General features: G+C 67.1%; 22 protein-coding genes. 13 read left to right on the top strand and 9 right to left on the bottom strand.

Annotated elements, in window-relative coordinates:
• Positions 1-3 precede the first annotated feature (3 nt).
• Together GTW51_RS01380 and GTW51_RS01385 are read left to right on the top strand one after the other, a co-directional pair.
• Positions 4-981: a hypothetical protein gene (locus GTW51_RS01380; protein ID WP_163042083.1), complete on the top strand. Its 978-nt coding sequence runs from the start codon at positions 4-6 to the stop codon at positions 979-981.
• Entirely contained in the window at positions 978-1,166 is a 189-nt protein-coding gene (locus GTW51_RS01385; RefSeq protein ID WP_163042084.1) for a hypothetical protein, read from the top strand. The genes GTW51_RS01380 and GTW51_RS01385 overlap by 4 nt, the downstream gene beginning before the upstream one ends.
• A gap of 22 nt (positions 1,167-1,188) precedes the next feature.
• Here the strand turns inward: GTW51_RS01385 and GTW51_RS01390 are convergent, their stop codons facing one another.
• Entirely contained in the window at positions 1,189-1,740 is a 552-nt protein-coding gene (locus GTW51_RS01390) for a metallophosphoesterase family protein (protein ID WP_163042085.1), read from the bottom strand.
• Between the two features lie 142 nt (positions 1,741-1,882).
• Between GTW51_RS01390 and GTW51_RS01395 the strand changes: the two genes are divergently transcribed.
• Genes GTW51_RS01395 through GTW51_RS01425 form a run of 7 tightly spaced genes read left to right on the top strand, consistent with a single transcriptional unit; the run spans position 1,883 to position 7,967 of the window.
• Positions 1,883-2,890 (top strand): AAA family ATPase, encoded by a 1,008-nt coding sequence (locus GTW51_RS01395; RefSeq protein ID WP_163042086.1) that lies wholly within the window; start codon positions 1,883-1,885, stop codon positions 2,888-2,890.
• Complete coding sequence (locus tag GTW51_RS01400; RefSeq protein ID WP_246232483.1) at positions 2,890-3,825, top strand: DUF58 domain-containing protein; 936 nt, start codon at positions 2,890-2,892, stop codon at positions 3,823-3,825. Before GTW51_RS01395 ends, GTW51_RS01400 begins: the two co-directional genes overlap by 1 nt.
• Positions 3,809-4,246 (top strand): hypothetical protein, encoded by a 438-nt coding sequence (locus GTW51_RS01405; protein WP_163042087.1) that lies wholly within the window; start codon positions 3,809-3,811, stop codon positions 4,244-4,246. The genes GTW51_RS01400 and GTW51_RS01405 overlap by 17 nt, the downstream gene beginning before the upstream one ends.
• Complete coding sequence (locus GTW51_RS01410; RefSeq protein WP_163042088.1) at positions 4,243-5,205, top strand: VWA domain-containing protein; 963 nt, start codon at positions 4,243-4,245, stop codon at positions 5,203-5,205. The genes GTW51_RS01405 and GTW51_RS01410 overlap by 4 nt, the downstream gene beginning before the upstream one ends.
• Positions 5,202-6,122: a vWA domain-containing protein gene (locus GTW51_RS01415; protein ID WP_163042089.1), complete on the top strand. Its 921-nt coding sequence runs from the start codon at positions 5,202-5,204 to the stop codon at positions 6,120-6,122. The genes GTW51_RS01410 and GTW51_RS01415 overlap by 4 nt, the downstream gene beginning before the upstream one ends.
• 1 nt (position 6,123) lies before the next feature.
• Positions 6,124-6,762 (top strand): hypothetical protein, encoded by a 639-nt coding sequence (locus GTW51_RS01420; RefSeq protein ID WP_163042090.1) that lies wholly within the window; start codon positions 6,124-6,126, stop codon positions 6,760-6,762.
• Positions 6,756-7,967 carry a BatD family protein gene (locus GTW51_RS01425; RefSeq protein ID WP_163042091.1) on the top strand — a complete coding sequence of 404 codons (1,212 nt, stop codon included), beginning with the start codon at positions 6,756-6,758 and terminating at the stop codon, positions 7,965-7,967. Before GTW51_RS01420 ends, GTW51_RS01425 begins: the two co-directional genes overlap by 7 nt.
• Before the next feature lies 1 nt (position 7,968).
• Here the strand turns inward: GTW51_RS01425 and GTW51_RS01430 are convergent, their stop codons facing one another.
• Complete coding sequence (locus GTW51_RS01430) at positions 7,969-8,529, bottom strand: VTT domain-containing protein (RefSeq protein WP_163042092.1); 561 nt, start codon at positions 8,527-8,529, stop codon at positions 7,969-7,971.
• 265 nt (positions 8,530-8,794) lie between these two features.
• Between GTW51_RS01430 and GTW51_RS01435 the strand changes: the two genes are divergently transcribed.
• A complete protein-coding gene (locus GTW51_RS01435; RefSeq protein WP_163042093.1) occupies positions 8,795-9,796 on the top strand; it encodes a ring-cleaving dioxygenase in 1,002 nt (333 codons plus the stop codon).
• Here the strand turns inward: GTW51_RS01435 and GTW51_RS01440 are convergent.
• The 7 genes from GTW51_RS01440 to GTW51_RS01470 all read right to left on the bottom strand — a co-directional run bounded on the left by GTW51_RS01440 (position 9,793) and on the right by GTW51_RS01470 (position 17,964).
• Positions 9,793-9,975 carry a hypothetical protein gene (locus GTW51_RS01440; protein WP_163042094.1) on the bottom strand — a complete coding sequence of 61 codons (183 nt, stop codon included), beginning with the start codon at positions 9,973-9,975 and terminating at the stop codon, positions 9,793-9,795. The genes GTW51_RS01435 and GTW51_RS01440 overlap by 4 nt on opposite strands.
• Before the next feature lie 138 nt (positions 9,976-10,113).
• Complete coding sequence (locus tag GTW51_RS01445) at positions 10,114-13,047, bottom strand: autotransporter family protein (RefSeq protein WP_163042095.1); 2,934 nt, start codon at positions 13,045-13,047, stop codon at positions 10,114-10,116.
• Positions 13,048-13,128: 81 nt separating this feature from the next.
• On the bottom strand, positions 13,129-13,638 hold the full coding sequence (locus tag GTW51_RS01450; RefSeq protein WP_163042096.1) for a hypothetical protein: 510 nt from the start codon (positions 13,636-13,638) through the stop codon (positions 13,129-13,131).
• Positions 13,639-14,222: 584 nt separating this feature from the next.
• A complete protein-coding gene (locus GTW51_RS01455) occupies positions 14,223-15,050 on the bottom strand; it encodes an alpha/beta fold hydrolase (protein ID WP_163042097.1) in 828 nt (275 codons plus the stop codon).
• 480 nt (positions 15,051-15,530) lie between these two features.
• Positions 15,531-16,769 (bottom strand): chromate efflux transporter, encoded by a 1,239-nt coding sequence (gene chrA, locus GTW51_RS01460; protein ID WP_163042646.1) that lies wholly within the window; start codon positions 16,767-16,769, stop codon positions 15,531-15,533.
• Entirely contained in the window at positions 16,750-17,064 is a 315-nt protein-coding gene (locus tag GTW51_RS01465; RefSeq protein ID WP_163042098.1) for a PadR family transcriptional regulator, read from the bottom strand. The genes chrA and GTW51_RS01465 overlap by 20 nt, the downstream gene beginning before the upstream one ends.
• 78 nt (positions 17,065-17,142) lie before the next feature.
• Positions 17,143-17,964 carry a sulfurtransferase gene (locus tag GTW51_RS01470; protein WP_163042099.1) on the bottom strand — a complete coding sequence of 274 codons (822 nt, stop codon included), beginning with the start codon at positions 17,962-17,964 and terminating at the stop codon, positions 17,143-17,145.
• Between the two features lie 549 nt (positions 17,965-18,513).
• Between GTW51_RS01470 and GTW51_RS01475 the strand changes: the two genes are divergently transcribed.
• The 3 genes from GTW51_RS01475 to GTW51_RS24275 all read left to right on the top strand — a co-directional run bounded on the left by GTW51_RS01475 (position 18,514) and on the right by GTW51_RS24275 (position 21,016).
• Positions 18,514-19,563: a DUF3089 domain-containing protein gene (locus tag GTW51_RS01475; protein WP_163042100.1), complete on the top strand. Its 1,050-nt coding sequence runs from the start codon at positions 18,514-18,516 to the stop codon at positions 19,561-19,563.
• Between the two features lie 170 nt (positions 19,564-19,733).
• On the top strand, positions 19,734-20,393 hold the full coding sequence (locus tag GTW51_RS01480; RefSeq protein WP_163042101.1) for a ParA family protein: 660 nt from the start codon (positions 19,734-19,736) through the stop codon (positions 20,391-20,393).
• Complete coding sequence (locus GTW51_RS24275; protein ID WP_281354554.1) at positions 20,390-21,016, top strand: DUF697 domain-containing protein; 627 nt, start codon at positions 20,390-20,392, stop codon at positions 21,014-21,016. The genes GTW51_RS01480 and GTW51_RS24275 overlap by 4 nt, the downstream gene beginning before the upstream one ends.
• The last annotated feature ends 17 nt before the right edge of the window (positions 21,017-21,033 follow it).

A 21,033-nucleotide genomic window follows, 5' to 3' on the forward strand; every position in this document is an offset into this window, starting at 1 on the left:
AAGATGCGCCTTACCAGACTGATCGTGCTTCTCGCCGCCTCGACGGCCGCCCCGCTCGCGCTGGCGCAGACGCCGCCGGCTGCGACCACCCCGGCGCCGCCTGCCGCGGCGACAGAGGCTCCGCCCGCAGCGGCAACACCGTCTGCGACGCAGACGCCCGCACCGCCCGCCGCCGCCGGTCAGGCACCTGCCGCCGCCGCGCCGGCAGCAACGGGAACAGCCGAGGCCTCGGCGGCCACATCCGGCCCTGCCAATCTGTGCACGGAGTTGGTGACATTCCTGACGCCCGAGCCGCCCGAGACTGCTGCTGCACCGGCAGGCCAGGCCGCGCCTGCCGCGCCGGCGGCGGCATCGGGTCAGGCTGCGGCTCCGGCCGCACAGGGCCAGGCGGCTCCGGCCGCATCCGGCCAACCGGCAGCGGCAGCGCCGGCCGACCAGGCTGCGGGTCAGCCGGCCGCGTCCGGCCAGCCTGAACCGGCGGCGCCGACTGACACGGCCGAGGCACCGCCGGCTGCGCCGGGCGACGCCGAGGCACCTGTCGAAGAAGGCGCGCTGGACAGCGAGGCGCAGCCACAGGCCGCCGATGGACAGCCAGCAGCAGCGGAGGAGGCAGAAGGCGGCTCGGCTCAGGATTCGTCCAACCAGGCCGGCGCCGCGGTCGAGGCACCCCAGGACGGCAATGCGCCAGTAGCCCAGGGCTCGGGCCAGAATGCGCCGCAGACTTCCGGCCTCAGCGCGCCGATACCGGCATCGCCGGAGGTCGAGAAGAAGGCGCCGACCATGACGCTCGAGGAAGGCCAGGCCCTCGCCGACGCGAACGATATCGCGGGATGCCAGGAGGCTGCCCGGTCGATGCGCCGCGAGGGGGTCGACATGCCGCCGGCGCTGATCACGCTCGCCGCCCTCGACCTGCAGTACCAGCAGACGGCCGCTCCCGCCGCCCCGGCGACGACCCCAGACAGCCCCGGAGTGAACCAGTGAAAGCCATCCTTTCGGGAATTCTGATAGCGGGCATCATCGCCGTCGTGGCGTCATTCGCCCTGTCGGAAGCGCAGCGTCCCGCTTACGAGCGTTACAGCACGACCAGCGTCCGGGTCGGCGAGCCGGGCAACAACCTCGTCGGCGCCGACTGGAGCGGCGACGACGTCTCCGAGGTCGACAGCTGACGCCCGCCGCTGATTGATCGGTTCAGCCCGGCCTCTGAGTAGCGGCCGGGTCTATCCGCCGACGTCGCGGCCCCAGTATCTGCGCCAGCGTCACGGGCCTGAAGTCCCACGCATCGACCCCGACGTCGTACTGGCGCGTCTGCGGCTTCAGCTTGCCGTGCGAATGCCCGTGCAGGTCGATGGCGCCCTTGCCCATCTGGTTCCAGGTCCGGAACGCGTAGTGGCAGAGGATGAGCAATCGGCCATCGACGGTAATTTCCTTGTAGGTCTGGACGCTCTCCCATCCGCTCGCCTCGGTCGTGGCGCTGTCGTCGTTGTTGCCGACGATCAGCTGCTTGCGCCCGTTCAGCCGCGCCAGCAGCGCCGATTTGGCGGCCGCGTCGCCGCGCGCGAAGTCGCCGAGATGCCAGACGACGTCATACTCGCCTACGGTCTCGTTCCAGTATGCGACCAGCGCCTCGTCATGCGCCGCCAGATCGGGGAACGGTCGCCGGTCGATGCGCAGGATGCGGGGATCGGTGAAATGCGTGTCGGCCGTGAAGAACATGGAATACGCGGTACCAGTTCGATTCATCGCCGGCCACCCGGCGGGAGATATGCTAAGGAAGGGAAAGCGTCCCCTACCCTTGCGCGGAGGCTTGCGACATAATGGGTGAGTCTGGGGGAAGTGGCACCGACCCACGGGCTGAAGAAAATCCGTCAGGATCGGCAGTGCCATGCATCTATCACCCGTCCAGCCACGCTCCAGCGAGGTCGCTATCGCGGACCGTGATGGGGATCACGCGCTCGCGGCGCTGCAGCGGGCGGTCGAAGCCGGGCTGATCGGTCACCAGCCGCTCGTCGAACGCCTGATGATCGGCCTCCTCACCGGCGGTCATCTGTTGATCGAGGGCCCTCCCGGCCTCGCCAAGACCCGCGCCGTCAAGCGGCTGGCCGACGGGCTGGAATCCTCGTTCTCGCGCATCCAGTGCACGCCAGACCTGATGCCCGCCGATCTCACCGGCACCCAGGTGTTTCGGCCCGAGCGCGGCGTCTTCGAGTTCGTCGAAGGGCCGGTCTTCCACTCCCTCGTGCTGGTCGACGAGATCAACCGCGCGCCGCCGAAGGTGCAGTCGGCACTGCTCGAGGCGATGGCCGAAAATCAGGTGACCGCCGGTGGCGTGACCTATCCCCTGCCCGAACCCTTCATGGTCGTCGCCACCCAGAATTCGATCGAGCACGAGGGCACCTTCCCCCTGCCCGAGGCGCAGCTCGACCGCTTCCTGATGCATGTGCTGGTGCACATGCCGGACGCCGCCTCCGAACTCTCGATCCTCGACCTCGTCGAGCGCGAGGCCAGCGGCGCGGCGCCGAGCATGCCGCACCCGGTCACCGCCGCCGCGATCGTCGCGGCGCGCCGCGCGGCGGCCAACGTCCATCTCGCCCCGGCGCTCAAAGACTATATCGTGCGCCTGGTGATGGCGACGCGCGAGGAGCAGCCGGCGCCGGAAATCCGCCGGGCTATCGAGCATCCGGTCTCGCCGCGCGGCACGCTCGCCCTCGCCGCCTCCGCCAAGGCCCGTGCCTTCCTCCATGGCCGTGATCACGCCGTCCCTGACGACGTTGCCGAGCTCGCGCCCGACATTCTCGCCCACCGGCTGGTGCCGACATGGCGGGCGGCGGCAGACGGGGTGACGGCACGCAGTCTCGTCACAAGACTGCTCGACATCGTCCAGCCGCTCTGATGAGCCGCATCCTGCCGCAGGCGGCGAACAGCGGCGCCGAGGTCGACGCGGACGATCTGTTCCGGCTGCGCCATCTCGTCCGCCACATCCCGGAGCGCGGGCTGGCGCCGACCGGCCGCCCGGGCGGCTTTGCCGGCAAGCGCCGCGGCAACGGGCTGGAGATCGTCGACGTCAGGCCGTTCTCGGAGGGCGACGACAGCCGCCACGTCGATGCCGCCACGACGGCGCGCACCGGCCGGACGCATGTGCGGACCTTTCGCGACGAGCGGGAGAAGACCGCGCTGCTGGTCGCCGACTTCCGACCCTCGATGCTATGGGGCACGCAAGGCCGGCTGCGGTCGGTGGCGGCGGCAACGGCCCTCGCCCTCGCCGGCTGGCGGGTGATCGAGGCCGGCGGGCGGGTCGGCATCTTCGCGATCGGCGCCGGCGCACCCCTCTACATCGCGCCGCAGGGCCGCGAACGGGGTATGGCCGCCGTCGCCGGCGGCCTGGCGCGAGCCCACGCGGAGGCGATCGAAGCCGCTGCTGCCGGACGCCGCACTGAACCCGCCCTTTCCACGGCCCTGGAGGCGACGGTGTCGCTCGTTCCCCGCGACGGCACGCTCTTTCTCGCCACCGGCCTCGACGAGCCGGGCGCGGAGTTCGATGCACTGATGGCCGCACTTCGCCGGCGGGCCAGGCTGGTGGCGCTGCTCGTCCGCGACCGGTTCGAGACCGCTCCGCCGCGCGGCGCCTATCCTTATCTGTCGGGAGCCGGCTCGGCGCTCCGTTGGGCCTTCGTCACCGGCCGCGAGCGATCCGATCCCGATCCGCGGATCGCACGGCTCGAACATCTGGGCGCCGAGGTCCGGACGATCGATGCCGATGCCGATCCCGAAGCGATGGCGCAGTCACTGGTCGAACTGGCAAAGGGTGTCGATGCCGGCCGATCCTGACCTGCTCGCCCAATTGCGCCCGGTGCGCCTGCCGCCCGAACTGCAGGCCTTCGCGTGGCCGGACGTGTTTGCCGCCGTGGCGCTCGGCATTCTGGCGGCGCTGGTGCTCTTGGCCGTCCTGCGGCTTGCCACCCGCCGGCAGGAGACGCCGTTGGCGATTGCCCGGCGCAAACTGGCCGCGGCCAAAGACCTGCCGACCGATAAACGGCTGTTCCGCCAGGCCGTGCTGCTCGACCGCCTGTCGACGGGCAAGGAACAAGCAAGCCGCCGGCCCGCCAATACTGCCACTGCGCTGACACGGGCGAAGGCTGCGATAGGCGACGCGCTCTACCGGCCCGGCGGCGCCAACGATCCGGACGCAATCGACACCGCGATTCTCACCTTCGCCGGCTCCCTGCCCCGGTCGGGACGGGGCGCATGAGCATGTGGAGCTTTGCCTTTCCGTACGCCTTCCTGTCGTTGCCCTTGCCGCTGCTGGCGCTCCTGCTGCTGCCGCCACGCCGCGCCGCCACCGGGGCGCTGATCGTGCCGGCCTCGATCGCCGAGCGGCTCACCGCCGGATCGGCCGATGGCGTCAGGGTGCGTGCCCGACGGCTGCTACCGGCACTGCTGTGGCTGGCCCTCGTCGTCGCCCTCGCGGGCCCGCAGCGTCTCGAGCCTGTCGCGGCGCTGCCGACCAGCGGCCGCGACATCGTCCTGTCGATTGATCTCTCCGGCAGCATGGAGAAGGAGGATTTCGTCCTCGACGGCGCGCCGGTCTCACGCCTGGACGCCGTCAAGCGGGTCGCATCGAGCTTCGTGCGCAGCCGCGCCGGCGACCGCGTGGGCCTGGTGATCTTCGCCGAGACTGCCTATTTCGCCGCGCCGCTGACCTTCGACGTCGAATCAGTCGCCCGCGCCGTCGACGAGGCGGTGATCGGCATCTCCGGCCGCTCCACCGCCATCGCCGACGGCCTGGGCCTCGCGATGAAACGGCTGGAACGCTCCGATGCCGCCTCACGCGTGGTGATCCTCCTGTCCGACGGCGCCAACAATGCCGGGACCGTGCAGCCCGATGACGCCGGCGCGCTGGCCAGCCGGCTCGGCATCCGCGTCCACACCATCGCGCTCGGGCCGGAGGATCTGGAGACCGCGCCGCAATCCCGCGATGCGGTCGACACGGCAACGCTGCGTTCGATCGCCCAGGAGAGCGGCGGCGAGACGTTTCGCGTCCGCACCACCGCCGACCTCGAGGCGGTGACCGGCGCGATCGACGCGCTGGAGACCAGCGCCTTCGACCGCCCGGCGGCGCAGATCCATCGCGCCTACTGGATCTATCCCGGCATTCTGGCGCTGCTCCTGTCGCTGGGCCTGATCCTCGGCGGAAGGCGCATGGCATGAGCGATGCCCTCGTGCTGCTCCGACCGTACTGGCTACTGGCATTGCCGTTGATCGCCCTCGTCGCGATGATCGTCGCGCGCCGGTCGCGGGGCCTCGCCGGCTGGGAGCGGGCCGTCGATCCGCGGCTGCTGGCGGCGATGCAGCGTCTCGGCAGTGTCGTGCCGGGCACCGCCCGGCGGACATGGCTGCCGATCCTGATCGCCGCGCCGATCGTGCTGGGCCTTGCCGGGCCCGGCATGCGCGACGCCAACCCCCCGACGTTCCGCAATCTCGACGGCATCGTCCTCGCCATGGACGTATCCCGCTCGGTCGCCGAAGGCGGCGGGCTCGAAGATGCGAAGGCGGCGGCCCAGCTGGTGCTGCAGCGTGCCGGGGCGCGGCCGGTCATGCTCATCGTCTTTGCCGGCGACGCCTTCGTCGCGACGGCCTTCACCACCGATCCCGAGGCGCTCGGCTCGACCCTTGCGGTCCTCGACGCCGAGACCGTGCCCGCCACCGGCAGCCGCCCCGATCGTGCGCTGGCGCTGGCCCGCCAGACGCTCGCCGACGCGAACATCCTCAACGGCGACGTCGTCCTCATAACCGACGGCGACGGCCTCGGGCCCGCCACCGTCGCGGAGACCGAGACGATGCGCGCGGCCGGGATGCATGTCTCGACGATCTTCGTCGAGCCGACAGAGCGCCCTGGCGACATGCCGGTGCCGGACCCGGCCGGGCTGCAGCGCATGGCAGAGGCCGGCGACGGTTTTTATGCAGCGGCGAACGAGCCTTGGAGCGTCGCCGAAGGCATCGGGCAACGCGCGGCGAGCCGGCTGGAATCCAGCGACTACGCTGTCCTGTTCGTGACCGATTACGGCCGCTATCTCCTCATCCTGGCGCTGTTCCCGGCGCTGGGACTGTTCCGAAGGACGAGCTGAGATGCGGCGCCTCCTTCCCCTGGCGTTCGTCGCCGCCGCCATTCTGGCGGCCGTCATCGCTGGCCCGGCCGCCTTCGCCCGGCTGGCGCTGTCGGCGGGTGTGCCGGGCATCGCCGCGCGACTGGCGGATGATCCCGTGACACGGGGCGTCGCGCTGTTCGAGGCCGGCGACTACGCGGCGGCCGATGATGCGTTCCGCGAAGCCGGACGCGCCGCCACCTACAACCGCGCCATGTCGCTGGCGGCGCTCGGGCGTTACGACGAGTCCGTCGCCTATTTCGAAGCCGTGCTGTTCCTCGATGCCACCGACGCCGATGCACGGTTCAACCGAGATCTCGTCGCCCGCTTCGTCGACCCGGTGATCGGCGAAGCCAACACGATCGACGGCATCGCGGCGACGGCCGACGCGCCGGACGCCGACGCGGCCCAGCCCGATCAGGCGCCCCCCAGCACGCTCACGCTGGCGGAGCAGCGCTCGGTGGTGCGACCGCGCACCGGCCAGGCGGTAGCGGCCAGCGAGGCATGGCTGACGACGCTTGCCGACGATCCCGGTCTCTATCTGAAGCTGCGGCTCAAGGCCGAGCAGCAGCGGCGCGAGGATCTCGGCATCGCCAACCCGCCGGAGGACACGGCATGGTAGCTCTCGCGCTGCGGATCCTGATCCTCGTCTTCGCCTTCACTATGCCGGCCGCCGCCGCGCCGGAGATCACCTCGCGCGACGCGCGGCTGACGGTGGAGATCGACCCCCTCCCGGCAACGCCCTTCGAGGGCGAGATGATCCTCATCACCGTGCGCGGTCTCTACGACGTCACCATCGGCCTCGAGCGGCTGGAACAGCCCGACCTTCGCAATTTCGGCTGGGTGCAGCTTGGCCGCGACAGCTGGACGACGCAGCGCATCGAGGGCCGCCAGCTGACCGTCTTCGAGCGGCGCATGGCGCTCTATCCGGAGGCCGCCGGCGCGCTGACGATCGCGCCCTTCATCCACCACCTGACGCTGGTCGCCGGCAACAGCGAACGCTTCGTCCACGACGTCGTGTCGCCGCCGGTGACCGTCGCGGTCGAGCCGCGTCCGGCCGATGCCGGCGCCTGGTGGCTGCCTGCCCGCTCTCTGACCTACAGCGACGAATGGGATCGCGATCCGGCGATGCTTGGCAATGGCGAGACCGCGACGCGGACGGTGCGGATCGAGGCGACCGGCCTTCCGGCCAACGCGCTTCCGCCGCCGCCGAAGATGCTGGCGCCGTGGCTGATCTCCTTCGTGGCGCCGGAACAGCGCAGCGTCGAGCTGACGGAAGACGGTCCTGTCTCGACGGTCGTGTGGCAATGGCGCATGCGCCCCGTTGGGTCGGAGCCGGGACGACTGGAGGCCTTTCACATCCCCTGGTTCGACACGTCCACGCGGCAGATGCGCGATATCGTGCTCAATTCCCAACGCATCGCGTTCGCCGCGATGGCCGAGCCGCCAGCCGGCGGCATGGCTGGCTTCTTCACCGCCAACGCCGCGCTGCTGGCCGGCGCCGGCAGCTTCCTCGCAGTGCTGGCGCTGCTGCTGCCGGGCCGCCGACTGCGCAGCCGCGCCGAGTTGGCCGGGCTGGCCCGGCGCATCATGCCCGATCGCGATGCCCTGGCGCTCCGCCGCGCCGCGCGCCGCGGCGATATGCCGGCGACGCGGCTGGCGGCACGCGGCCTCGTCGCCCATTCGGCGGGCGCGCGCCTTGCCACGCGCCGAGAGGCCCTGTCCGCGCTCGACCGGCACCTCTACGGACGCTTCCCCACGACCGGCTTCGACCTGCAAGCCTTTGTCCGCACCATGCTTCGCGGCGGGCGGACCGCCGGCGACTGACCTAAGACGCGCGGCGGCGGCGCACGAAGCGGATCGCAAGTGCCACGAGGAGCACGACGACCGCCCCGCCGATCGCCCAATGCTCGATCGAGCCGACCTGACCCATGACCGCCTCGATCGACCGGCTGAACAGATAGCCGAGCGAGATGAAAGTGATGGCCCAGACGCAGGCAGCCACGGCGTTGACCGCGAGGAAACGCCACGCCGAGACGCTCGTGGTGCCGATGGCCACCGGGCTGACCGTCCGCAAGCCGTAGAGAAAGCGGAAGCCGAAGATGAAGCTGTTCGGGTAGCGTTCGAACGTCTGCAGGGCGCGCTTGAAGGCGGCCTTGTCGCGAATGCGCCGGACGAATTCCGTATCGCGGTACCGGCGCCCCAGCGCGAAGAAGACCTGATCAGCGATAAACGACCCTGCCGTGGCCGCGATCACGGCGGGCCCGAACCCGAACAGTTCGCGGTGGACCATCAGGCCGCCCAGGAGGACGATCGTTTCCCCCTCGACACCAGAGCCGACAAGGAGTGCAAGGAGCCCGTAACGGGCGATCAGATCCGGCAGATCCACGGGAGCGGATGGTCCTCGGTTGGGAAGGCCGCGCCAAGATCGCCGCTTCGGTCACAGTGTTCCATCCGCCGGCCGGCCGGGCAACGGCAAATCTGGGATGGCGCATGATCCCGCACAGCCATGCAAACAATGCAGGACGCGACAAGTCCGTATAGAGCCGGTCACCGGAGACCGACGCCCCTCGCCCGAACCGTTCCGACACGGCGGGAATGCGTCTATCCTGAGCCGCGAACCGAGCGCCCAGCCAACCGGAGCAGATGCGACAATGACAAACCGAGGCATCCATCATGTCAGCGTCATCGCCGGGGCGGCCGCGCGCAATGTCGCGTTCTACACGGGGGTCCTCGGCCTGCGGCTGGTCAAGAAGACCGTCAACTTCGACGATTCCGGCGCCTACCACCTCTATTACGGCGACGAGACCGGCACGCCCGGCAGTATCATCACCTTCTTTCCGTGGGAGAATGTCGCGCCCGGCCGTCTCGGCATCGGCGAGACGCAGGAGACCGCCTTCCGCGTGCCGCAGGGCGCCATCGGCTACTGGACGCATCGCTTCATCGACAAGGGCGTCGCCCACGAGCGACTGGAGAAGCGCTTCGGCGAGACGGTCCTGCCCTTCCGCGACCCGGACGGCACGCGCCTCGCCCTCGTCGCGGTGCCCGGCATCGAGGCCGAGCCGGCTTATGTCGCGGGCGGGATCCCGGCCGAGAACGCGCTCCGCGGTCTGCACTCCGTCAGCCTCCTGCTGGAGGACGCGGGGCCGACCGGCGCCATCCTGACCGACGTGCTGGGCTTCAGGCAGAGCGCCAGCGAGGGTTTCCTGACCCGCTTCGACAGCGGCGCGCCGTTCGGCGGTATCGTCGACATCCGTGCCGTCGGCGATTTCCTCAAGCCGCGCCAGGGTGGCGGCTCGGTGCACCATGTCGCGTTCCGCGCCGCCGACGATGCGGAGGAAGCCGCGATGGTCGAGCGCCTCGCCGAGAACCACGGCGTCACCACCACGGAGCCGCTGGACCGCAACTATTTCCGCTCGGTGTATTTTCGCGAGCCGGGCCACGTGCTGTTCGAGATCGCCACGGACATCCCGGGCTTCACCGTCGACGAAACGATGGCCGAACTCGGCGGATCGCTGCAACTGCCCGCACAGTTCGAGCCGTTCCGCGAACGCATCGAGGCGGCCCTGCCCCCGATCGACGGACGCCCGAACCAGTCAGATGCCGGCAGCGCCTTCGACGATCGCCCGGCAGACGAGGGCTCGTCGGCCGGCTAGTTGTTCCAGCGATCGAGCCGCGAGGCCCGCTTGGGCGGCAGCGTCGCCTGAATGATCTGCTGCTTGTGCCGCAGCTCCTCCGGATCCATGCCGAGTAGGTACGCGCTGGCGCGGAACGCCCTGAAGGCCTGGTAACGGTACTCGGCTGGCTTGAGGGTGCAGGGCTTCCTGTTCGGCAAGCCGATGCGCTTCGACGATCTGTGCGACGTGCTGAGTCAGGGCTCGCCGAACCTTCCCCGCGCCCTGGACCTAAAAGTCGTAACGCCTGGCGAACCGGGATCCGCGACCAGCTGGCCGCGGATCCCGTCGCGTGTCGGCTAGAACTGCCACCGCAGATTGGCCTGTACCGCATTGGCGGTAACGTCGTCGGCGAACTGCCCGAGATAGGAGACGCCGAAGCTCGTCCGCTCGTTGAGCGCGAGGTCCGCACCGATTTCCACCAGCGCAGTATTCTGCGCGAGCGGCGTGCCGAACACGGTGAAGTCCGCGGCCGGCGCAGCGGCGAAGGCCAGCCGCGCCTCGGGCGTGGTGTCACCGAAGGCGTACTGCCAGGTCAGCGAGGCATTGGGCTTCAACGCCATGCCGTTGGGAAGCGCGATGTCCGTCGCAACCCTGAGACCGAGCGAGGAATAGCCGACATCGGTGGAGCTCGATGCGCTGGTCAGTCCGGCCGCGGCGCCCGTTTCGGTGAAGCCGTCGTTGTGGACATTGACGTAGGCAAGCCCCGCGAAGGGCTCCATCGCCAGCTGCCCGAGTGCGAAGCCGTAGCCGATCTCGGCAAAGCCTTGGGCGGTCCCGCCGTCATATTCCGCCTCGGCCCGCTCGCCATAGCCCGGATAGGCGATGGTTCGCGACGCATCGATCTGGTTGAAGGCGTAGCTGGCGCCGAGGCGCAGGTTCCAAGGCCCGTAGCCGGTGCCGGCATAGAGCGCCAGGAGCAGGCTGTCGACGTCCGATGAACTTGCCAGCGCGTCGGTGTCGGCGGTGGAACGCGAGTAGCCGATGGCCGCACCGAGGAGCCAGTTCTCGACCGTCACGTCGGCGCCCGCGATGATGCCCTCGATATCGGCGTCCACGTCGGCGATGCCGCTGCCGCCGTCGTAATCGCTCCAGCCGCCGAAGGCCTGTCCCCAGACGGTGCCGTCGAAGGTCGGGGCAGCACCGTTCGGCGCCATGTTCGGCGTCGGTGCGCCAAAGGTGGTCGACGGCCCATAGGCCAGCGCCGGGCCGCCATTGGAAAGGGCCGCCATCGGACCGGACTGGCCGGCGTAGGTTTCCTGGCGCAGACGCCCGAGCAGCGCCTGGCGGGTGTAGAGGCTGTTGCCGGTCAGCACGGATTGCTGGCTCGCATAGGCTTCGCCGGACAGAGCAGAGAGAGCGCCCGGCAATTCGCCGGCGGTGAGGCTGTAGAGCGGGGCCAGCGCCGTCGGCAGGCTGGTCAGCATGCCGTTCGTTGTGGTGTTGATGTAGCCATCGAGTGCGGAGGCGACCGCGTTCTGGTTCCGCGTCATGCCCGGCAGGCTGGCGATATCGGCGGTGAGGCCGAGCGTCACCGTGTTCGCACCATAGTCGAGGCTGGCTGCGAACAGGTCCGGCAGGCCGGTGATCGACACCGTATCGAACGTCCCGGTGATCCCCTGCGTCGCGCCGACGATCGTGTAGCTCTCGGCAAAGTCGAGGGTCTGGAAGGAAGCGCCCAACGCACCGGCGAGCCGGGCCGTGCCGACGATCTGGAGCGTGTCGGCTCCCTCGTCGAGCATCCGGACGTTGAAGGTGCCGGCCGCGGTCTGCACGAATGTGCCGCCGAACAGATGCGTGATCGGAACGCCGGTTCCGGACACGCTGATCAGGCCGCTGTTCTCGAACCGCTTGCCCACGCCCGCCGTGGCGGCGATCCGGCCGTCGATGACACCCTGGTTGACGATGATCGTGCCGGCGCTGGTCGGTCCGGTGCGCAGGGCATCGGCGACAGGCGTGGCATACAATATGCCCTCGTTGAGCAACGTGCCGTCGCGGCCGTGCATATCCGCCGCGGCACCGGCAAGGCCGGTCGCGGTGATCGTGCCGGTGTTCTTCAGCACGCCATAGGTCTCGCCGCGCATGCCGATGCCGGCCGTGCCGCTGACCTCGATGGTGCCGCTGTTGATGAGGTCCTCGCCGCGGACTCCGGAGAGCACCGCGGTATTGTCGGCGTCGGAGATCAGCGTGCCGGTGTTGCGGGTCGGATTGTAGATTCCCGGAATGGTGGCGAGATAGCCGTTGATGCCGTTCGCGTCGACATAGATGCCGACGACATTGTCGCCATAGGCGGAGTTCGAGGAGACCAGCGCGCCGGGGATGTCGATATTGTGCCAAGTATGCACACCGAATGCGTCGACATGCATCACCGCCGGATGCACGACGCCGTCCGCGGTGACCCAGTTCACGACGAGGTTGTACTCGCCGGGCTGCCCGGCGCCGGTAATGCCTTCGAAATGCGTGGCGACGGCACCTGGATGGTCATAGGTGTCATAGGTGCCGGTTTCCATGTCGTAGATGTAGCCGTGCTCCGCATGGAGCACGCCGTCGACGAACAGCTCGCCGTAGCCGCCGGCAATCTTGTTGCCATAGATGCCGTAGGCGGTGGTGCTGATCGCACCGGGAACGTTGTTGGTCGTGTAGGTGCCGGCATTGATGTCGTAGATGAAGGCGTTGCCGGTCGCGAAACGGGTGTCGTAATTGCCGACCACGTGGTTGCCGAACGTGCTGTGCGCGATGGTGAACTCGGTGTCCGCGCCGGGATAGATCAGGTTCGTGATCTGCTGTCCCGGCACCGCAGCGCCGTCGTAGAGATAGCTGAGATCGAACGGGTTCGAGGCTTCCGTCTTGTAGCTGCCGACCACGCGCAGGACGCCGTCCGGGTTGCCGAAATGCGGCCCGTAGGGCGACGAGCCGATGGCGCCGGGGAAATTCGCGCCGTTGGCCGTGGCCTCCGGCATCGGCGACCAGGCTTTGCTGGTCATGTTGTAGTAGAGCCCGCCGGTCTGGCCCGACGAAGGAATCGTGTAATTGCCGACGATGTTGTCGTCGCGGATGCCTGTGAGGAAGGTGCCGTTGGTGCCGAAATTCAATGTCTGGAACGATGTCGGCTCGACCGACCTCACGGACTGCGCCTGAACCGGATGCGTCAGGGCGCTGCTGCCCAGGAGCAAGGCGACGAAGCCAAGCGAGCGCGCGCGCGCCTTGAACGGCCGAACAGATTGAATTGTCATGGCTTCCCCCAGCTCCCTGATACGGGGCCATGGAACGTTAGGCGCCTAAGCAGCAAAAGGCGATCCGCTTTTTCGCCCGATTTAGGCCACGAAGTCGCTTTCTTCGCCGAACGACAAATATGCCATGGTCTTCGCTTGCCTTACGGTTGACGAGTCGGCGCCGGTGAACGATGCCACGTTGCCGCCGGTGAACCCGCCGTCCTGCGGCACGGCGAGGTTCTCCCTCGTCGCCTCGGCGCCGAGATAATTATAGGAGAACTTGGCGCCCCAGAGCCATTGGCTGTCGCCGAAATGGCTGAAATAACCCGCTTGCACGCTTGGTGCGAATACCGATTCGGTCCCGAAGCCCGGGCTGATCGATCCGCCCGCGGCGCCGACCGCGTACAATTCCTCATTGGCGAAGATCGCCGCGACGCCCTGCGCATAGACGTTCTGGTCGGTGAACTTCACCGAATTGAAGCTGCCGCCAAAGCCGGCAAAGAACGCCGCATTCGGCACCAGCGACGGGGAGACGGCTGCAGCCGGGCTCGTCACATCGCCCGCTTGCGCGCCGAACGCGCTGCCCATGGCGACCAACCCGCCGAGCGTCAAAGAATAAATTGCTCTTCTCATCGTATTCCAGCCCCTTGGAATGTAAATTATTTCGTTGAAGTAACATCGGAATACGAAAGCAACGCCCCATTCTGCTGACGAAATAATCCGCTGATGATCGCGCGCTCTTAGCCGTGCTTTGACGGGTCAAAGCCTGGATAGGATAGAGCATTGCGCAAATGTCGGACGCGGTTTTTCATGCCCGCGGCAGAATTCACCTGGAGTGTGGCTGGCATGCCCTTACTGCGGGCGCGAACGCGGCGGGCAAAATGCCAAGGACGGATGCTTGAAAAGCCCCGTGCTGGGGGTAGCCCTGAGTCACTTTCGTTGAGCTGCCCCGCCGAAGACACGACCTCGATGCCAGCAGATCTGGAACCGCTCCGGCAACTCTCGCAACTCTCGCGCGGCAATATGAATTGGCGGCGCGTAATGGTCTGAACGATATGGTGGGCCCGGCAGGAAAACTACCTAGCCAATAAAATACAATTAATTCAAACGGTTATAGTATCGCGTTGGAACCCGTGTTGGAACCGCTTAGCTGATTTTATTGCACCTGGTTTCAAACATGAACGAACCGGGTGTCTCTATCGGCGATCAGACTGGGATGCATCAGCGATGATCCTGGCAATGCACTCGTTTACGACCTCGGGTTTATGACCCGCGAGCGAGAGATGCCCCAGACCGTTTAGCAAATGGAAATGGCCGTTTCCGGCGAGCTGCGCAGCCTCCTCACCGAAACGGGGCGGTGCCTGCAGGTCTTGGGAGAACCCGATGATGTGGATCGGAACTCTGCAGCTAGGAAGCCTGTCCGTCACGTCGAAATCGATGCATGCCTGCCATTGCGCGACCAGGAACTCCCCGGCACGGTCGCCATAGCTCCGCTCCACAAACGGACGCAGCTTTGACCACAGCTGGTCATTCCCGAGCACTTCTGACGGGTACATGAATGCCCCGTAGTGGTGGATGGCGAACTCCAGCGGGAGCCGGCCTCCATTCTTGCGGAATTCGACCTCGGCGATCATCCAGTCACGGCAAAAGCCCGTCGGCTTCTGGGCGGCCCCCATCGGAATGGCTAGACTTACGAGGTCGGGATAACCCAAAGCCATCTGCAGCGTCACGAGCGATCCCATCGACAGCCCCACGACGACAACAGGTGGCTCGCAAACGGCCCCGATCAGATCAGCGCAATTTCTTGCCATATCGGCGATGGACCACGGCGGATCGCGCCGGCTGACCGTCTGACCCGCGCCTCGCGGATCGAAGGACGTGTTCCGAAATTGGCTGGAGAAAAAGTCAAACTGATCGGCCCAATCGGCTGCAACGTTATCCCCTCCGGGGACCCAGACAATGTCCGGCCCCCTTCCCTCCTGTAGATAATAGAGGCTGGCGTCTGAAAGCTCTAAAACGGGCATCTCCAACGATCCTTTTTGGAAACCGCGTGAGGTTGCGTGTCGCGAAAATGCTGGCTGAGGATAGACCGCACCGCCCGGCTCCTACACGCTTCTCGTGGTCTGAAAATAGAGCACATTGACGTCTGAAAGGGATCACTTGGCCATCCAAATGGATCACTTCACAATGGTCGGCTGGCTCTGCAGGAGAACTCGCGAAGCCTGCCTTGCAAGGCATTAAGGGTTTCTCCGCTTGATCCGCGAAGACTTCGTACCCATCCAAGTGAGCCTGTTTTGATTTTGCATCCTGAGGGAAATTATTTGATACCGGTTGCAAGAAACTATTCAAACCGTCTTTTGCACTTGCGCTCGTGCTGATCTCCTCACTCAATCCACTTGTCCAACGCCGGATCAGCTTCACGCACCCACTTGCGCACTTGGATAGTGGCTCATCGCCGGGAAACGGACGTCACGATGGGGTCGGCGAGAACGCCTAGCGAGAAACTAGACGGTCGCTGTGGTCAGGCTCAGGCTCATCCCACCTAACCCCATGAGCAGGACCACAATCCATGGCGGCGCCTTCCAGATGGTCAGCAGCACAAATCCCGCCAGGGCCAAGGCGAAATCGTATGGACCGAGAACGGCGCTCGTCCAGACGGGATCGTAGAGCGCCGCCCCGAGAATGCCGACGACGGCCGCATTGGCGCCCCGCATGGCGGCCTGCGCCTTCGGACGGGTTCGGAACGCATCCCAGAACGGCAAGGCGCCAATCAACAGCAGGAAGCCCGGCAAGAACACCGCGACAAGACAGATGACGGCTCCGACCAAGCCATCCGGCTCCGGTCCCATTACGGCGCCGAGGTAGGCGGCGAAGGTGAACAGAGGACCCGGCACGGCTTGCGCGGCGCCATATCCCGCCAGGAAGGCGTCAGGGCCGACCCAGCCGGGCCGGACAACCTCAGCCTCGAGCAAGGGCAGAACCACATGTCCGCCCCCGAATACCAGCGAGCCCGCCCGATAGAAGGCGTCCAGCAGGGCCACGCCCTGTGATGAACTGGCGGCGGCAAGAAGGGGCAGAGAGACTAGCAGCAGGAAGAACAGAGCAAGGGCGATCAGCCCGGCTCGTTTGGATACGGGGAACGCCAGATGCCCGACCGTTGCAGCGGGAGCATGACGGCAGAGCCACAGCCCTCCCAGCGCCCCGACGACAATGGCCGCGACCTGCCCGACCGAACCGGCGAGGGTCACGACCAGCAACACCGCAACCAGCGCGATGCTTGCCCGCTCGCGATCCCGCGCGAGCGATCGCGCCATTCCCCAAACCGCTTGCGCGACGACGGCGACCGCGACGATCTTCAATCCGTGAAGCAGGCCAACGCCAAGCCGGCCGTCGAACGCCGTCGCGCTGTAGGCGAAAAGGACGAGGAGCAAGGCGGAGGGAAGCGTGAAGGCCGCCCAAGCGGCGAAGGCGCCGATCGGTCCGCCCCGCAGCAGACCAAGCGCGAACCCGACTTGGCTCGACGCCGGACCGGGCAGGAACTGGCAGAGGGCAACGAGGTCGGCGTAGCCAGCCTCGTCGATCCACTTGCGGCGCGTTACCAGCTCGTCGCGGAAGTAGCCGAGATGAGCGATCGGCCCGCCGAACGACGTCAGCCCGAGTTTCAGAAAAGCCCGAAAGACCTCTCCGGCCGTTCCGCCCCGTGGGCCGAGTTCGCCCGGAGCGTCAGGAACGGTTGCGGCCATCTGCGACTTCACGAAACAGCTCCGCGACTTTGCCCCTGGCCAGCGCCAGTGCCTCGACGCCGTAGGGCGTGGCCCGGTAGATGCGACGCTGCGTGCGACCCGCTCGCTCCGTGCGCGATGTAAGATATCCCTTGCGCTCGAGCGCATGGAGCATCGGGTAGAGCGTTCCGGGACTGACCTTGTAACCGTGTCGAGCCAGTTCCTCGATCATCCAGTGACCGTAGAGATCGCCCTCCGCCGCATGGTGCAGCACGTGGAGACGGACGAGGCCGGACAGGATCTCCTGATGTTCCATTCCTCACGTACCGCAAAACCTGCCCTCACAATCGGATCTCGATAACGATAACCGATCTAAAGGTAGCTTGACTATATCTCAATCGGATGACGCGCTTTGCCGTTCCGACGCGATCGGACAAGCCTCGTCCTTGGACCAGTCCGAGAAGCTCAGGTAGTAGGCATCTACCTTCACATACCCGGCCTCGACGGCCGCCAAAACCGCCAGGGCGGCCCGACCACCGCCGTCGCAATGGGTGATGATCCGATCGCCCGGCTGAAATCCCGATTCCTCCAGAATGGTCTTGATGTCGACAGCCGACTTCAGGCGACCGTCCGGCTGGAGCAGGTCTGCATGTCCCACGCGTCGGGCATCTGGCAGGTGACCGCCTCGGGCGTTTCCGCGCATGTCGACGCCGTCGAACTCGTCAGCGGTACGAGCATCCAGAATGCGCGTCTGCGTTCCCAAGGCAGCCTTCACGTCGTCGCGTGTGACCAGCCCAACCGGTCCGACACCGCGCTTGCCCTGGAACGGCACCGACCGCGGTTCAGTGACGGTGTCGTCCGGTTGGAAACCCGGCCGAGAGCGGATGACCCGCCACCCGCCGTCCACTACCGATGCCGTCACGCCGAAATGCCGCAGAATGAACCACACACGAGCGGCCTCGGTCATTCGGCCCTCGTCGTAGACCGCCACAGGCCGATCGCCGTCGATCCCGAGTTCCCCGATCAGCGTGTCCCAGTGCGCGGTGTTGGCTAATCCGGTTTCGGCCTGCTTCCCCGCCATTTCCCAGTCCCGCAGCGGCACAAGCACGGCGCCGGGCCAATGGCCCGCGCGGTAGTCCGCTTCGTCCCGGACATCGAGCACGAGCCAAACCGACTGGTCGAGCGCCTCCGCCTCTATCAGGTTCTCACGGGACATCAGCACTTTCCTCGCATCGGTTGATCCGTTGGCTTCGACAGATAAGGCGGCAACCGCCCTTTGCACTCCTGATGCCGCGATAAGGGATCCCTGGTGGGCGGCGTTTTCCTCTCTTGTAATACTGGCGTCGGATGTGAAATTCGGCGGAATTGCAGGAGCATCACGCATCCTTCAGCCTCAACATTCCGATGTCGACTTTCTCATGATCAGACCTGAGAGCCGACAGTTCGTTCTTCCACCCATAGCCGCCTTCGGCGTCGGTTCATTTGGGGTATGCCTTTACCGAACCACATCGCCAGCGCTTGGCGAATCGGCGATGTCGCTTGCCCATCGCAAGCTCCTCTCTCTGTCAGAAGAGCCCTCCGGTTTTGCAAAGACGAGCCCGACCGCGACGGACGCGGCATCCCAGGCAACGATGCCGGCGTGGCACGCCCTCCACCACCCACATGGACTCCTGCGTCAATAGGGGTATGTCTCGATGCTGGGTCAGTCAGACGCTGCCGTCATTTGTGAAATCGATGGCCCGCCTGCAGATATGGGGAGTCGGCCATGCACTCTTTCATCGATGGCGGGGCTGCGCGATCAGGCCCGATCCTGTTTGCCGCTGCGATCCTCGCCTTTCTGGCGATCCAGACGAGCAGTCGAGCCCTTGCGACAGGCGAGGAGCGTTTGCCGCCCGCCGCGCAGGCTGTGATACCGTCGGCGCCCGACTACGACGACGAGGATAGCTGGCTCGCCATTCCGGACGACCCGGACCGCTTCGCCGTCGATGTCATCTGGGTCTACCCGTCGGTGCTCACCGACCAGTCGGCCTGGCTGATGGACATTTCCCGACAAGACCTCGTCGAGGCAGCCGCCGAGACGGTTGCGACCGAGGCGCGCGTCTTTTCCGGTCAGGCCAACCTCTACGCGCCGCTTTACCGCCAGATGAATCTCGCGGGTTTCGGCCTCGAAGACGGGGCGCGGGCCAAGCTGGTGGCCGAAGGCGCCGACGACGTCGGCCGTGCGATGCGAAACTACATGGCGCATCACAACAAGGGGCGCCCGTTCATTCTCGCCGGCCACAGCCAGGGCTCCTACGTGCTGACCGAACTGCTCGTCCAGAACTGGGGACGGCTCGGCATTGAGGATCAGCTGGTCGCCGGGTATCTAATCGGCTGGTCGATCACCGACGAGGACCTTCGGGCCAATCCGGCGATGACGATCTGCGACACCCCGGACCAGACCGGCTGCTTCGTCAGCTACAACTCCGTCGCTCCCGGCAAGCAGGGCAAAGCGCCGATGATCCTGCCCGGCGCCGTCGTCGTCAATCCGCTGACCTGGACGCGGAACACGGGGCTGGCGCCCGCCAGCGCCAATCTCGGATCGACCTTCTTCAATCCCGACGGCACGTCCGACACGCTGCCGGGCTTTGCCTCCGCCGAGATTGCCGATGGCGGGCTGGCCGTGGTGGTCAAGGATCCGAACCGCGTGAAGCAGAGCTTTTTCCCCGCCGGCGTCTATCACGGCTATGACTATGCACTGTTCTTCGAAAATCTTCGCTCCAACGCGGCGCAGCGCATCCAGTCGATCCTGGCCGCGCCGCCGTCGTCGCCTTAGGGTCGTCAAACGTGGCGCGATCGCCCTACGAACCGATCGAGGGGCATCGATGCCGGCCGCGGCAAGGCGCGGGCAAGCCAAGGGGGGCAGGGTCTGAACATGCGTCGCGGCCACCTGGCCTGCCGGCGCGAGGTCCCTGGCCAACAGGAAAACGGCGGGATGTGAACCGTATGGGTGGATCCGTCATTGCCGTCGCATCGCTGAAGGGGGGCAGCGGCAAGACCACGCTGGCCTGCTGTCTCGCCGTCCACTGGCATCTGAAGGGCAGGACCACGCTCCTGGTAGACGCGGACCCGCAGCGCTCGGCGATGCGGCTCGCCGAGCGCCCCAAGGCGCTGGGGGGCGTCGCACTGTTCGAGCGGGCGAACGCCGATGTCTGGAACGCCGTCCGGCGGCGATCCGGCGGCCAAGACGTGACCGTGATCGACACGCCGGGCTTCGACAGCGAGATCACCGTCGCCGCCCTGGCCGCAGCCGATCTCGTGCTGATCCCGGTCAAGGCTTCGCCGCTGGACGTGGACAGGATGATGGATACCGTCAAGACCCTGATGCACGGCGTTCCCGGATGGACACCGACCTTCCGCTGCGTCCTCACGCAGACGACGCGGGGCAGCGTGATCGCCCGGCATGTCCGCGAGGAACTGACGGATGGCGGGTTTCCGCTGCTCGACGGCGAGATGTTCAACCGTGTAGCCTATGCCGAGGCCGGCCTCTTCGGCGCGACTCCCAGCATGGTCATGCCGGGCAATCCGGCCGATCGCGAGATTGCCGCGATCGCTGAGGAGATCGAGCCGCTGCTGGATAGGGCAAGCAGGGCCATGAGCGCATGAGCAGGAAGCTTCCGCGGACATCCTCCCAGACGCTGGAAGACCTCCGCCCGGCCGAAGTCGTCCCGCCCCCTCGCCCGTCGATCCCGGCGCCGCGCCGGAAGAAGGCCGGAACGCCGGGCGCCGCGACCCCAGATGCAACGATAATCGCGCCATCGGATCCGGCACCCGCCGCGCCTCCGCCCGCTGCGGCGGTCGACGCCCGCGTGCGGCGGGAAGCGCGGATGGCGTTTCGGACCGCCGCTGCCCGGCTGGTCATCGAGCGCCACTCCAATATGGCGGCTTTCGCCGGACTGATCCCGCTGCCGCTGGTCGATATCGCCGCCATCTCGGCAATCGTCGACCGGATGCTGCGCAAGCTGGCGCACCTGCACGGGCGGCGCCTGCGCCCCGAACGCAGTCGGCGAATGGCAACCGCCCTCCTCGCCGGCGTCGCCGCGCCCGGCATCGCCCGGCTGACGGCGACGACACTGCTCGGGCTCGTGCCGGCGGCGCAGATGCTGGGCATGGTCGTCGGCTCCATCTCGGCGGCGGTGCTCGTCCGCATCATCGGCGAGGCCTATCTCAACAGCCTGTCCGAATCCCGACCCGCGCGGCATGCCGCGGCTTCCGCTGCGCCGGCCTGAGCGGGCGCCGGACCGCA

The sequence above is a fragment of the Aurantimonas aggregata genome (assembly GCF_010500835.1).
GTDB lineage: Bacteria > Pseudomonadota > Alphaproteobacteria > Rhizobiales > Rhizobiaceae > Aurantimonas > Aurantimonas aggregata.

Excerpts from the sequence above, each read along its gene's own strand:
- GTW51_RS01380 (WP_163042083.1), top strand. The coding sequence starts at position 4 with ATGCGCCTTACCAGACTGATCGTGCTTCTCGCCGCCTCGACGGCCGCC.
- GTW51_RS01390 (WP_163042085.1), bottom strand. The coding sequence starts at position 1,740 with ATGAATCGAACTGGTACCGCGTATTCCATGTTCTTCACGGCCGACACG.
- GTW51_RS01395 (WP_163042086.1), top strand. The coding sequence starts at position 1,883 with ATGCATCTATCACCCGTCCAGCCACGCTCCAGCGAGGTCGCTATCGCG.
- GTW51_RS01400 (WP_246232483.1), top strand. The coding sequence starts at position 2,890 with ATGAGCCGCATCCTGCCGCAGGCGGCGAACAGCGGCGCCGAGGTCGAC.
- GTW51_RS01405 (WP_163042087.1), top strand. The coding sequence starts at position 3,809 with ATGCCGGCCGATCCTGACCTGCTCGCCCAATTGCGCCCGGTGCGCCTG.
- GTW51_RS01410 (WP_163042088.1), top strand. The coding sequence starts at position 4,243 with ATGAGCATGTGGAGCTTTGCCTTTCCGTACGCCTTCCTGTCGTTGCCC.
- GTW51_RS01415 (WP_163042089.1), top strand. The coding sequence starts at position 5,202 with ATGAGCGATGCCCTCGTGCTGCTCCGACCGTACTGGCTACTGGCATTG.
- GTW51_RS01420 (WP_163042090.1), top strand. The coding sequence starts at position 6,124 with ATGCGGCGCCTCCTTCCCCTGGCGTTCGTCGCCGCCGCCATTCTGGCG.
- GTW51_RS01425 (WP_163042091.1), top strand. The coding sequence starts at position 6,756 with ATGGTAGCTCTCGCGCTGCGGATCCTGATCCTCGTCTTCGCCTTCACT.
- GTW51_RS01435 (WP_163042093.1), top strand. The coding sequence starts at position 8,795 with ATGACAAACCGAGGCATCCATCATGTCAGCGTCATCGCCGGGGCGGCC.
- GTW51_RS01445 (WP_163042095.1), bottom strand. The coding sequence starts at position 13,047 with ATGACAATTCAATCTGTTCGGCCGTTCAAGGCGCGCGCGCGCTCGCTT.
- GTW51_RS01455 (WP_163042097.1), bottom strand. The coding sequence starts at position 15,050 with ATGCCCGTTTTAGAGCTTTCAGACGCCAGCCTCTATTATCTACAGGAG.
- chrA (WP_163042646.1), bottom strand. The coding sequence starts at position 16,769 with ATGGCCGCAACCGTTCCTGACGCTCCGGGCGAACTCGGCCCACGGGGC.
- GTW51_RS01465 (WP_163042098.1), bottom strand. The coding sequence starts at position 17,064 with ATGGAACATCAGGAGATCCTGTCCGGCCTCGTCCGTCTCCACGTGCTG.
- GTW51_RS01470 (WP_163042099.1), bottom strand. The coding sequence starts at position 17,964 with ATGTCCCGTGAGAACCTGATAGAGGCGGAGGCGCTCGACCAGTCGGTT.
- GTW51_RS01475 (WP_163042100.1), top strand. The coding sequence starts at position 18,514 with ATGCACTCTTTCATCGATGGCGGGGCTGCGCGATCAGGCCCGATCCTG.
- GTW51_RS01480 (WP_163042101.1), top strand. The coding sequence starts at position 19,734 with ATGGGTGGATCCGTCATTGCCGTCGCATCGCTGAAGGGGGGCAGCGGC.
- GTW51_RS24275 (WP_281354554.1), top strand. The coding sequence starts at position 20,390 with ATGAGCAGGAAGCTTCCGCGGACATCCTCCCAGACGCTGGAAGACCTC.